This is a genomic window from Burkholderia territorii, from assembly GCF_902833055.1.
Classification (GTDB): Bacteria; Pseudomonadota; Gammaproteobacteria; order Burkholderiales; family Burkholderiaceae; genus Burkholderia; species Burkholderia territorii.
Map to the genome: position 1 here is coordinate 771,870 of NZ_CADFEJ010000001.1, position 12,517 is coordinate 784,386.

Consider the following 12,517-nt stretch of genomic DNA (forward strand, 5'->3'; position numbering starts at 1 on the left):
ACGATTCGAGTCAGTCGATTGTAGGGTGGCGAACAGAACGCCGTGCTTGCGAATGGTCTACTGATGCCGGACTGCCGGGGGGATGTCAGCGCGCTGCGCGCGTCCGCCCATGCGGACGACACCACACACGCCGGAGCAGCACGTGAAAAACGAAATCAGAACCATCCTCAAGCACGTCGCCCATCTCGAAGCCGCGATCGATTCGATCGGTGACGGGGACGACCTCTACGAAGCGGGCCTCTCCTCGCTCGACACGATCCAGCTGATGCTCGCGATCGAGAAGCAGTTCAACATCGAAATTCCCGACGAGATGCTGAACCGCAATCTGTTCCGCAGCATCGACGCACTGGCGGACACGATCGCGACCCTGCAACGCTCCGAGCATTCCGCATGAGCGCGCTGCTTCCCGAACTCGCGGCCGACGCCGAAGTACGTCGGCTCGACGAGGCCGCGCACGCCGTCGCGCAAATCGCTGCCCAGCATGCGGATGCAGTCGATCGCGACTCGCGCTGCCCTGTCGAAGCGATCGAGGCGATGCGCGCGCGCCGCCTGCTGAGCGCAATGGTTCCGGCCCAGCTCGGCGGTCTCGGCGCGTCGCTGGCCGACATCGCATCGGCATGCTCGATCCTCGGCCAGGCCTGCGCATCGTCGGCGATGGTGTTCGCGATGCACCAAATCCAGGTCGCCTGCATCGTCAATCACGCGGCCGACCAGGGCTGGCACAAGCTGTTCCTGCAGCAGCTCGTGCGCCACCAGTGGCTGCTCGCGTCGGCGACGTCGGAAGACGGCGTCGGCGGCAACCTGCGCGCGAGCCAGTGCGCGCTCGAGACCAACGGCGGCGGCGAATTTCGGTTGAACAAATCCGCGCCGACGATCTCGTACGGCGACTATGCGGACGGCATCCTCGCGACCGCGCGGCGCGACGCCGACGCGCCGGCATCCGAGCAGGTGCTCGTCACGCTGCTGCGCGACGGCTATACGCTCACGCGCCGCGGCGAATGGGACACCCTCGGCATGCGCGGGACGTGCAGCAACGGCTTCGTGCTCGACGCACAAGGGACGACCGAGCAATGCCTGCCCGTGCCGTTCGCGCAGATCGCCGAACAGACGATGGTGCCGGTGTCGCACATCCTGTGGGCGGCGGTGTGGATCGGCGTGGCCGGCGATGCGTTCCATCGCGCACATCAGTTCTTTCGTGCGCAGGCACGGCAGACCGACGGCGCGCCGTCGCCCGCGTCGCGGCGCATCGCCGAATCGCTTGCGCTGATGCAGGCGATGCAGGCCCGTGTCGACAACGTGCTGCGCCTGTATGCCGGCGCGTCGCCGCGCTCCTGGTCGGCCGGCATGGCGTGGGCCGCCGAGATCAACACGCTGAAGACCTATGTGTCGTCCACCGCGCTCGAAGTCGCACAGCAGGCGATGATGATCTGCGGGATGGCCGGCTACAAGCACGGCACACCGTTCAGCATCGGCCGCCACCTGCGCGACCTGCACGCGGCGCCGCTGATGATCAGCAACGACCGCATTGCCGCCAATACCTCGAGCCTGCTGCTCGCATTGCGTCCCGCGACGCTGGAGAAACATCCGTGAACGACCGCCTGTCCGTGCCTTCCTCCGCCACCGCCGCCCCGTCCGACGCGCCGCTCGACCGCGCGGGCGTCAATCCGCTGCGCGACGAGCTGATCGATGCTGGACTGCTCGTGTCGACCGGCATCCAGGGCCTGTTCGGCCGCAGCGAGCCGTTCGAGCGCGTCGTCGAAGCGCTCGACGCGTTCGTCACGCGCCTCGGCGCCGATCAGCATGCCGAAGTGTTGCGCTTCCCGCCGGCGATGAGCCGCACCGAGTTCGAGCGCAGCGAATACATGAAGAGCTTCCCGCAACTCGCGGGCAGCGTGCACGCGTTCTGCGGCGACGAACAGCGTCACCAGCGCGTGCTGCAGTGCCTCGACCGCGGCGAGGACTGGACCGAAAGCCAGAAGCCGACTTACGTCGTGATGACGCCGGCCGCCTGCTACCCGGTCTATCCGGTCGTCGCACGCGCGGGGGCGCTGCCCGAAGACGGCCGCATCGTCGACGTGTTCTCGTATTGCTTCCGCCACGAGCCGTCGCTCGATCCGACCCGCATGCAGCTGTTCCGGATGCGCGAATACGTGCGGATCGGCACGCCCGAGCAGATCGTTGCGTTCCGCGCGACGTGGATGGAGCGCGGCACGCGGATGATCGAGGCGCTGCGCCTGCCGAACGCGATCGATCTCGCGAACGACCCCTTCTTCGGCCGCGGCGGCAAGATCGTCGCGAACAGCCAGCGCGAGCAGAACCTGAAGTTCGAGCTGCTGATCCCGATCGAGCACGACGGCCGCCAGACCGCGTGCCTGAGCTTCAACTACCACATGGATCACTTCGGGTTGCTGTGGGACATTCGCACCGCGACGGGCGACGTCGCGCACACGGGATGCGTCGGCTTCGGTCTCGAGCGGCTGACGCTCGCGATGTTCCGTCATCACGGTTTCGACATCGACGCATGGCCGGCCGACGTTCGCGACGTGCTGTGGGGCACGCGATGAAATTCGTGTCCCGCGACGGCGAGGATGCGTCGTTCGAGGACGTGCGCCACCGCGCGCGCCACTACCGGCCGCACCCGCTGCATAGTCAGGAGATGGTCTGGAAGCAGACCAACTGCTACGTCGACATGTGGCTCGAGGTGCTCCGGTGGTGGGGCCTCAATCCGTACGCGGCGCTGCCGTTTACGATCGCGCTCGATTTCGAAGGCGACCAGTTCACGTTCTTCAAGTTTCCGCACGACGAACTGGAGCGGCTCTATGGAATCGTCGTGCAGGAACACTCGATCTACGAACCGCTCGATCAACACATCGAGACGCAGGTCGCGCGCGGTCACCTGATGATCGTCGAGGTCGACGCGTGGTTCCTGCCCGACACACGCGGCAGCAGCTACCGCACGCAGCACACGAAGACGACGATCGGCATCGACTCGATCGATCGCGCGCACCGCCAGATCGGCTACTTCCACAACAGCGGCTATTACGTGGCCGAGGATTTCGACTACAACGGCCTCGTTGGCGGCTGCTCGCCGATGCCGCTGCCGCCGTACGTCGAGTGCGCGAAGCGGCGCTTCGCGCCGCTCGACGAGCGCGCACTGTGCGAAACGTCGCTCGCGTTGCTGCAGCGCCATCTGCGCCGCCTGCCGGTCGTCAATCCGGTCGCCGCGTTCCGGCGCCAGTTGCAGATCGATGCGAGATCGCTCGCCGACTCGCCGCTCGAACGCTTTCATGCGTACTCGTTCAATTCGGTGCGGCAACTCGGCGCGAACTTCGAACTGTTCGGCCACTACGCGCGCTGGCTGCAGGCGAGCGGCTGCGTCGGACCGTTCGTCGAGATTCGGGCCGCCTGCGACCGCATCGCGTCCGAGGCGATGGTGCTCGAATTCCGGCTGGCGCGGGCCTGTGCGCGCGGCAAGGAAGAGCGCGGCGACGCGACGCTCGAAGCGATCGAAGCGGCTTACGCCGACCTGATCGAGTGCGCGCGTCAGATCACCGCGCCGCTTCAGCACGCGGTGCCCGTCCGCATCGACGCGGCCCCCGTGCCGTCGATGCGGTGAGACGGGCGCCCGCCGCGCTCGCGTGGTCGATGCTCGCGACGGCCGCGGGCGCCGCGCGCGAGCCGCTCGATCTTCCCGCCGACGGCTGGATCGCCGCCCCCGTGCCCGGCACGGTCGCGCAAGCGCTCGCGCTGGCCGGGCGGCCCGACGATACGGCGTCGCTCGACGAGCGTGACCACTGGTATCGCGTCGAACTGCGTGGGCACGGGCCACGCGTCCTGCGCTTTCACGGCCTCGCGACACTCGCCGAGGCATGGCTCGACGAGACGCCGATCCTGCGCTCCGGCAGCATGTTCGTCGCGCACGACGTGCCCGTGTCGCTCGACGGCACGCACCGGCTGACGGTCTGCTTCCGCGCCCTCGCGCCGCACCTGCGCGATGTGCGCGCACCGCGCCGCGCACGCTGGCGCACGCGACTGGCCGAACCGGCAACGCTGCGCACCGTTCGCACGTCGCTGCTCGGGCATATGCCCGGCTGGTTTCCGCGCTGCGTGCCGACCGGACCGTGGCGGCCCGTCGACGTGCTCGATCCGGCCAACGGTCCCGTTCTCGTTCATTGCGACCTGCATGCGCGTATCGACGGCGACACCGGCTGGCTCGACGCGGAACTCGCATTCGCCGGCGCGCTGCCCGATGCGTTCGCGGCCCGGCTGTCGTGCGGCGAGCACCACGCGACGCTCGAGCGCAGCGGCGCCGACCGGCTGCATGCGACGGTCGCGGTACCGAACGTGCGCCGCTGGTGGCCGCACACGCACGGCGAACCGGTGCTGTATGACGTCGCACTGCACATCGGCGCCGAGCGCCGGCCGCTCGCCGCAACGGGCTTTCGCACGATCGAGCTGGACGCGGGCGACGACGGAAATGGCTTCGGGATACGCGTGAACGGCGTGCGCGTATTCGCGCGCGGCGCTTGCTGGAGCAGCGCCGCACCGCTCGCGCTGCACGCGGACGACGCAACCTATGGCCGGCTGCTCGGACTCGCGCGCGACGCCGGGTTCAACATGATTCGCGTCGGCGGCACGATGGCGTACGAGGCCGACGCATTCCACGCATGGTGCGACCGGCTCGGACTGCTGGTCTGGCAGGACTTCATGTTCGCGAACTTCGACTACGCGCTAGACGACCACGCGTTCGCGGACGCCGTCGATCTCGAAGTCGAACAATTCCTCACGCGCCACCGCGCATCGCCATCGCTCGCGGTGCTGTGCGGCGGCAGCGAGATCGCGCAGCAGGCCGCGATGTCGGGGCTCGGGCCGAAACAGCGTTTTCTCGAACTGACCGCCGAACGCCTCGCCGGCCATGCAGCGGCGCGACGGCCCGACACGCTTTACGTCCCCGACTCGCCCGATGGCGGCGTGCTGCCGTTCACGCCGCGCGAACGCGTGTCGCACTACTACGGCGTCGGCGCATACCTTCGCCCGCTCGACGACGCGCGACGCGCCGACGTGCGCTTCGCGAGCGAATGCCTCGCGTTCGCGAACGTGCCGTGCGATGCGATGCTCGCGAGCCTCGGCTGGCCGGGCGTTCACGAGCCGCGCTGGAAAGCGGCCGTGCCGCGCGATCCCGGCACGTCGTGGGATTTCGACGATATTCGCGATCACTATCTACAGACGTTGTACGACGTGGCACCCGATCGCCTGCGGCGCGAGGATCCGTCGCGTTACTTCGAGCTGTCGCGTGCGGTGATCGCCGACCTGATGCGCGACACGTTCTCCGAATGGCGCCGTACCGGCTCGCGCTGCGCGGGCGCACTCGTCTGGCAGTTCCAGGACGTGATGGCGGGCGCCGGATGGGGCGTGCTCGATGCGACGCATCGGCCCAAATCGGCGTGGTATGCGCTGCGCCAGGTACTTCAACCGGTGCAGATTCTGCTCGTCGACGAAGGGTTGAACGGGCTCGACGTGCACGTGATCAACGAGCGACCGGCGCCGCTGTCGGCAACCGTCGACCTGGTCGCACTGCGCGACGGCCGCACGCCGGTCGCGCGGGCCGGCGGGCCGGTCCGGATCGCCGCGTACGACGCGGTGCGGCTCGACTCGGCCGAGTTGCTCGGCCGCTTCTTCGACTGGACCTACGCGTACCGTTTCGGCCCGTGCGAGCACGATACGGTCGTGGCGACGCTGCGCGCCGACGACGGTACGCTGTTGTCGCAGGCGTTCTACTTCCCGTCCCGCACGCACCCGGCCGTGTTCGCTCGCCGGGAACCCGGCATCGAGGCATGCGTGTCGCGCACCGGCGACACGTGGCATGTCGACATCGATACGCGCCACGTCGCACGTCACGTGCAGATCGACGCACCGGGCTTCATGCCACGCGACGAATGGTTCGATCTCGCGCCCGGCACGCCCGCGCGCGTCGCGCTCGTGCCGCTGGATAACGCCGGCGATCGTCCGGCCGCCGGCACGCCGCCGACCGTCGAGATCCGCGCGGTCAACGCGGCACGAACCGTGCGCGCCGCGCTGGCCGGCTGACGCGGCCGGGACCGCGCACATGGTCGCACGGCCGCGCCGCACACGCCGTCAGTCCGACGATCCCGTGCCGCGCGGCCGCTCGATTCCGTATGCTTCCATCCAGCGATAAAGCGTTGCGCGCGACACCCCAAGCTCGCGCGCGGAAGCGGCGACACGTCCGCGCGTGCGCAGCAGCGCGGTTTCGATCGCTTCACGTTCGATCGACTTGCGGATATCGGCAACCGACGGCGACGCAGCGTCGAGGCAATATTCGAGCTCGAGATCCTGCGCGGTGATCAGGCGCCCCTCCGTCATCACGACCGCGCGGCGCACGCGGTTGATCAGTTCACGGACATTGCCCGGCCAGTCATGCTTGTAGAGCGCCGTGATCGCATCCGTCGAGAAGCCGCGCACGCGATGACGCGCGTCGCCGCGAAAACGTTCCAGCATGTGATGGGCGAGCAGCTCGATGTCCTTGCCGCGCGCGCGCAGCGGCGGCTGATCGATACGCATCACGCAAAGACGGTGAAACAGGTCCGCGCGGAAGCGCCCTTCTTCCATCGCTTCGCGCAGGTCGACGTGCGTCGCCGAGACGATCCGCACGTCGACCGGCACCGGATCGCTGCCGCCGAGGCGATGGATCGCGCGCTCCTGCAGGAAGCGCAGCAGGCTCGCCTGGCTCTCGTGCGGCAGGTCGCCGATTTCGTCGAGCAGCAGCGTGCCGCCGTTCGCGGCCTCGACATAGCCGATCTTGCGTGCGTTCGCGCCGGTAAACGCGCCGCGCTCGTAGCCGAACAGTTCCGATTGAAGCAGGTGGGGCGGGATCGCACCGCAGTTGACCGCGACGAACGGGCCGTTGCGCCGTTCCGAGTGACGATGGATCGCGACGGCCGTCAGCTCCTTGCCCGTTCCCGTTTCGCCGAACACGAACACGGGCGCATCGGTGCGCGCGAAGCGCCGCACCGTATCGAACAGCCTCAGCATCGCGCTGCAGGTGCCGACGATGCCGTGCTCCCGCGATTCGAGGGCTTCGCGATCGCGCGCGAACAGGCATTCCATTCCGTACGCGTGGCCGACCGTATCGGCAATTCGCTGGTGCGACGCGGGCAACGTGATGTAGTCGAAGCAATAGTCGCGCAACAGCGCGCGCACGTTCGGCGACGCCGTCTGACCGCTTTCGACGAGCGCGACCCATACGACATCGCGCATCGACGCGCAGGTCGACGCGATGCTGCCGATCGCGTCGGCGTGGCCGCCGCTCAGGTCGAGAATGCCGCAGGTTATTTCACCGGAGGTGTCGCGCAATTCGCTTGCATGCGCCACGACCGTCACTTTCCAGTCGCGCCGTGCAAGCTCCTTGCGCAGCATGACGGACGGTGACTGGGTCCAGTAAATCAGTGGACGCTGCCCGGTAGTCCTTCCCCCGCCGGCGCTCTTATCGCGCGTTATTGGCATATTCATAACGAACCGTCACTTTCTCCACTCCGCGAACCGTTCGCGTGCGCTGCGGGCGGCGGCGCATGGCCGCCTGTCCGCGCTGCGTTTCCGCAGCTTTGGCGAAGATCGAAACTGCACACGGCGAGAGCCCCCGGAGGTCGAGCCGGATGTCATCCGGCCTCGTTGTCATCGAACTCGAAGGGAACGCGCGGCCGCGGGAGCCACGGCGTTCCGGCTTTCATGCGACGCGCCGTCAGGCGAAGCACGTCGGCAAACGGGAATTCCGTCCGCATTTGCGTCGCGTCGTACACGACAGTCGCGCCCGATGCTGAACCGGATGGCCGCCAACCCGCTTTCGGAATGGTGACCTCATTTCATCCGCTCCTGAATGTACACCCCGTATCGAGATGGCCTTGTTACCAAACGATAAACATCGATTCAGTCGATTACGCTGCCGCTCCGCCTGCGCGGCGCGCGTTTAGCGAATCGGATTTGATTATCTACGACCATTCGCTTCTATCAGTGGCAAATCCCACTTTTCTGCAAGATCGGCGCCTCCCATTGCCCGCAATTCTCGTCGGAATCGCACAAAAAGTCCGGATAACATGTTTTCCACGTCTGTAATCGCGCGTGTCGAGCGCCATCGGCATCGCACATGCACGCGGGTAAAACCGGCGCGTTCGTTACAACATCGTTACGAAGCAGCCAGCCGGATCGGCCATCCGATGCCGCGATGCAACATGCCGCCCATGTCCGCTGCGTCGCTCCCGGCGTGCCGGCGCCGCCGGCACCGTGCTGGTGCAGGCTCGCATGCAGCTCGAAAAAGCCCGGGCAGCACGTAATGGCAAGTATGCGCGTGTTGGCCGGCGCGGCGAAGGGATGATCTCGGCTGGCGGAAGGAGGCACACGCCGCGCCGCAATCGGCGATGCGGTGCGATGGCGTGCAAGCGACCATCGATCGCGATGCGCGACGTGCCCTTCGTAACCGTTCGGAATCTTCAAGCTCGGCTCCGGTACTTCAATCGCGTTCAATGCCGAATACCTCGCTGCACGTTTCGCCTCGGGCCGTCGTGATGGATCCACCGTCGAGACGAATCCATTATGGAAAGGCCGCCATACGGCCACAGTGTGCTACCGCACATTGCCCCGTTCGCCGGCACGCGGCCCGTTTCGTGCAGCCGGCATCGGTCGCGAGAAACGGCCGAAACGGGCGTAACGAGAGCGTGAGTATGCTTTCGAACAGACCGCCGCGCGCCGCATCCGCATCATGGGCATCGTCGGGCTACATGGCACGAACGCGTTCGTGAGACCCGGCGTGCTGAAGGCTTCACTCGAGGACCGCATCATGGAATGGCATTGTTGTGAATTCGAACATCTGAGCGCGATCGATCTCTATGCAATCCTGCGCGCACGAAACGCGGTGCTGGTGGTCGAGGACGCGCACACGCATCTCGACATCGACGGCAAGGATGCGCACGCATTGCACGTGTACGCATGCATGCACCGGGGCGACACGTCGGAAGTCGTCGCCTACGCGCGCGTGCTCCCCGGCGACGACGCCGATCCGGACGTCGTGATCGACAAGGTACTGACGAGCGAGGCGTGTCGCGACGACCGCACCCTCGAGCAACTGATGCAGCGTGCGCTCACGGCCGCGCAGGCTGCATGGCCTGACGTGGCGGTACGCACGCACGTGCCCGCCCCGCGCCAGGACTTCTACAAGCGTTTCGGATTCCGCAAGGCTTATGGCCCGTATCTCGAACAGGGCGCGCCGTTCGTGGGTCTCGTCCGGCCGGCGGACCGCGCGGCCGGTGCGCTGCGTCAGCTCCTGTCCCGGACCATTTCCGCGCCGCGATCGAGAAACGAGGACGCGCGCGTCGACGGCCGCGCACGCAACCTGCTGTCCGCCGATACCGGAGTCAATCGATGAGCGCCACCCTTCGCCCGGTTCCCGAACCGGAGTTGCCGTGCATCCTGCCCGTGATTCTCGCCGGCGGTTCGGGCACGCGCCTCTGGCCATTGTCGCGAGAGCAGTATCCGAAGCAGCTGATCGAGCTGACCTCGAACGAATCACCGCTGTCGTCGACCGCGCGCCGCCTGAACGGCATCGCGAACGCGGTACTGGGCGACACCCTGCTGCTGGTATGCGGTGAACAGCATCGCATCATGAGCGCCGCGCAGGTGCTCGGGCGCGCGGCGCCGCCCCGCATCCTGCTCGAACCGTCCGCGCGCAACACGGCACCTGCGCTGACGCTCGCGGCGCTCGACGCCAGTGCGCTCGCGGACGATCCCATCCTCGTGGTCATGCCGGCCGACCACGTGATCGGCGACGTTGCCGCATTCCAGGAAGCGATCGGGCGCGCGGCGCGCTACGCGCAGGAAGGCGCGATCGTCACGCTGGGCGTGCTGCCGCGCCGCGCGGAAACCGGCTACGGGTACATCCAGGTCGGCGAACCGCGTGCCGGTCGCCTCGGCGGACAGGGCGGCTATGCAATCGGGCGGTTCGTCGAGAAACCGAACGCTGCGCTCGCGGAACGCTACCTGCATTCGGGCGACTATTGGTGGAACAGCGGGATTTTCATCACGCGCGCATCGATCTGGCTGAAGGCGATCGGCGCACTCGCGCCCGAGATCCATGCAGCCTGCGACGCGGCATGGCGCGCTGGAACCGCCGAGCATCCGTTCTTCCGCGTCGACGCGGCGGCCTTCGACACCTGTCCGTCCGACTCGATCGACTACGCGGTCATGGAGCGCCTCGCCGATAGCCCCGAGCTCGGCATCGAAGGTATCGTGGTGCCGCTTTCTGCGGGCTGGTCGGACGTCGGCACCTGGGACGCGATTTGGGAAATCATGCCGAAGGACGATCAGGGCAACGTTGCGCGCGGCCCGATCGTGTTCGAGGATACCCAGGATAGTCTCGTACGCTCGGAAGGCCGGCTGATCGCGTGCGTCGGGATGAAGGACGTGGTCGTGATCGAGACGCCCGATGCGGTGCTGGTCGCGAACAAGCACGACGTGCAGCGCGTGAAGGACATCGTCGCGCGCCTGAAGACCGAGCGGCGCCCGCAGGCAAGCGAACACCGCAAGGTGCAGCGGCCGTGGGGACACTACGATTCGATCGATCTCGGCGAGCGGTTCCAGGTGAAGCGGATCGTCGTCGAACCCGGCAAGCGGCTGTCGTTGCAGATGCACTATCACCGTGCCGAGCACTGGATCGTCGTGCGCGGCACCGCGAAGGTCACGCGCGGCGACGAAACCTTTCTGCTCAGCGAGAACGAATCGACCTACATCGCCGTCGGCGAGGTTCATCGTCTCGAGAATCCCGGCCGGATTCCGCTCGAGATCATCGAGGTGCAGTCGGGCGATTATCTTGGCGAAGACGATATCGTGCGGTTCGATGATCAGTATGGAAGGCCGGTCGTCGAGACCGCGCTCCGGCGACCGCCGCTCGCTTCGCGCGAACCGGCCGAGGAAGCCGCGGAACGCGACGCCATCCGATAGGCGCGCGCGTCAATGGCAGGCGCCGCCGCGCGAACACGGGGCGGCGATCCGTTCACCTTAGCCGCATGTCGCCGCGAACCGTCGGCGCACGCGACGCACGATCAGTCGATCCCGCCTTGCGACCACCGCGCGCGTCTCACGGACTCGCGCACGCGCGGCAATAGCAACGGATCCGCGCCCACCGCATCACTCGCCGCGGACAACGACTGACGCGCGGCCGCACACGGCGCGGCCTTCACCCGCGTGCTCGATGCCGTCGCCGGACGGCCGGTCGCGCAATCGTGCGCAACGTCGGTCCGCACCGGCATTCCGCCGATCTCCGATAGTTGGTTGTCCGCAAGATGCACGCCCGACACGTTTCCTGCCAGACGAATCCCGTCGAATCGCGCGTGCGATACGCGGTTGCCGATCACGCTCACGCGCGACACGGAACCCGACCATGTGCTGATCTCGATTGCGGCCTGCCGGGTGATCGGACGAAGATCGGACCGTGCGGTCGCGGTCTGAATGTCGGCGATCGAGTTGCCCTCGATGCGGATGTCGGACGAACCGGCGGTGCGGTTGCTGTCTTCCTGCGCGACGAGAATGCCCGAGCTCACCTGTACATTGCGCACGATGTTGTTCGAGATCGTCACGTTCGCACCGCCGACCACCGTGATGCCCCTGCCCCACGGATTGCCCTCCAGCGAATTGCCGGTAACCAGCACGTTGCGCGTCAGCACGCCTTCTGCCTGATAACTCACCACGGCGATCATGTCGTCGCCGGTGCCGCGCACGACGTTGCCCTGTACGAGCACGTTGTGCGAGCCGTGCGTCATGTGAATGCCGTCCGCCAGCGTCGACAGCACCTCGTTTCCCACGATCGCGACGTCCGCGCCGCCGAACACGAAGATGCCGGCGCCGGCGCCGCCGTCGATCACGTTGTCGAGCACTTGCACGCCGCGCCCCGTTACCTCCACCTTGGTCGACTCGGGCGTCGTGAGCCGCGTGGTGCCGGTTCCCGCGAGCCGGAAGCCGACCAACGTCGTATCGTCGCCGCGCAGCTCGATCGTCTGATCATCGGGGGTCGTTGCGATCAGCGTCGCGCCGTAGCCGGACAGCACCACATTCGGCTTGCGCACGACCAGCGAACGGCTGACCACATACCGCCCCGGCGCGAACATCAATCGCTGACCCGGCTGCAACGCATCCAGCGCACGTTGCAGCGTGTCGGCCTGATCCGCCGCGTCAGCGGCCGGACGAACGTACGCATCCGGTACGTTCGCGTGAAGCGCACCAGGTGCGGGCGTATCGGATGCCGCCACGGCATTGCCCGGCCACGCCAGCCCGCCTGCCATGCACACGCCGGCAATTGCCGCGCATGCAAGGAACGGGCCCTGTGATTTGCGCATATCGAATCGACTCCCTCGAATGATTTCATGCGCGCCGCCTGCCTGGCGCACCGAAACACGGCATGCCGGCCGGGCTGCCCGCCCGTAATGCCAGCGAAGCGCGCGACGCGATACGTTCGATT

10 protein-coding genes are annotated in these 12,517 nt (G+C 67.2%); 7 read left to right on the forward strand and 3 right to left on the reverse strand.

The window, feature by feature from the left end:
- Positions 1–142: 142 nt before the first annotated feature.
- The 5 genes from HW466_RS03395 to HW466_RS03415 are packed head-to-tail and all read left to right on the forward strand — an operon-like array spanning position 143 to position 6,087.
- Positions 143–394: an acyl carrier protein gene (locus tag HW466_RS03395; protein ID WP_047903457.1), complete on the forward strand. Its 252-nt coding sequence runs from the start codon at positions 143–145 to the stop codon at positions 392–394.
- A complete protein-coding gene (locus tag HW466_RS03400) occupies positions 391–1,590 on the forward strand; it encodes an acyl-CoA dehydrogenase family protein (protein ID WP_151004663.1) in 1,200 nt (399 codons plus the stop codon). The genes HW466_RS03395 and HW466_RS03400 overlap by 4 nt, the downstream gene beginning before the upstream one ends.
- Entirely contained in the window at positions 1,587–2,564 is a 978-nt protein-coding gene (locus tag HW466_RS03405) for an amino acid--[acyl-carrier-protein] ligase (protein WP_059450512.1), read from the forward strand. The genes HW466_RS03400 and HW466_RS03405 overlap by 4 nt, the downstream gene beginning before the upstream one ends.
- Positions 2,561–3,616 carry a DUF1839 family protein gene (locus HW466_RS03410; protein ID WP_059541413.1) on the forward strand — a complete coding sequence of 352 codons (1,056 nt, stop codon included), beginning with the start codon at positions 2,561–2,563 and terminating at the stop codon, positions 3,614–3,616. Before HW466_RS03405 ends, HW466_RS03410 begins: the two co-directional genes overlap by 4 nt.
- A complete protein-coding gene (locus tag HW466_RS03415) occupies positions 3,613–6,087 on the forward strand; it encodes a glycoside hydrolase family 2 protein (RefSeq protein ID WP_174905405.1) in 2,475 nt (824 codons plus the stop codon). Before HW466_RS03410 ends, HW466_RS03415 begins: the two co-directional genes overlap by 4 nt.
- Positions 6,088–6,135: 48 nt before the next feature.
- On the opposite strand, the gene HW466_RS03420 is transcribed toward HW466_RS03415, so the two are convergent.
- The gene (locus HW466_RS03420; protein ID WP_059450514.1) at positions 6,136–7,527 is read right to left on the reverse strand and encodes a sigma-54 dependent transcriptional regulator; all 1,392 of its coding nucleotides are present in this window, start codon (positions 7,525–7,527) and stop codon (positions 6,136–6,138) included.
- A gap of 495 nt (positions 7,528–8,022) precedes the next feature.
- Complete coding sequence (locus HW466_RS03425; protein ID WP_151004306.1) at positions 8,023–8,505, reverse strand: hypothetical protein; 483 nt, start codon at positions 8,503–8,505, stop codon at positions 8,023–8,025.
- 343 nt (positions 8,506–8,848) lie between these two features.
- Here HW466_RS03425 and HW466_RS03430 point away from each other — a divergent pair, with 343 nt between their 5' ends.
- A complete protein-coding gene (locus tag HW466_RS03430; protein WP_059541410.1) occupies positions 8,849–9,433 on the forward strand; it encodes a GNAT family protein in 585 nt (194 codons plus the stop codon).
- On the forward strand, positions 9,430–11,004 hold the full coding sequence (locus HW466_RS03435) for a mannose-1-phosphate guanylyltransferase/mannose-6-phosphate isomerase (protein ID WP_059450515.1): 1,575 nt from the start codon (positions 9,430–9,432) through the stop codon (positions 11,002–11,004). Before HW466_RS03430 ends, HW466_RS03435 begins: the two co-directional genes overlap by 4 nt.
- A gap of 101 nt (positions 11,005–11,105) precedes the next feature.
- Here the strand turns inward: HW466_RS03435 and HW466_RS03440 are convergent, their stop codons facing one another.
- Positions 11,106–12,395 (reverse strand): right-handed parallel beta-helix repeat-containing protein, encoded by a 1,290-nt coding sequence (locus tag HW466_RS03440; protein WP_151004304.1) that lies wholly within the window; start codon positions 12,393–12,395, stop codon positions 11,106–11,108.
- Between the last annotated feature and the right edge of the window lie 122 nt (positions 12,396–12,517).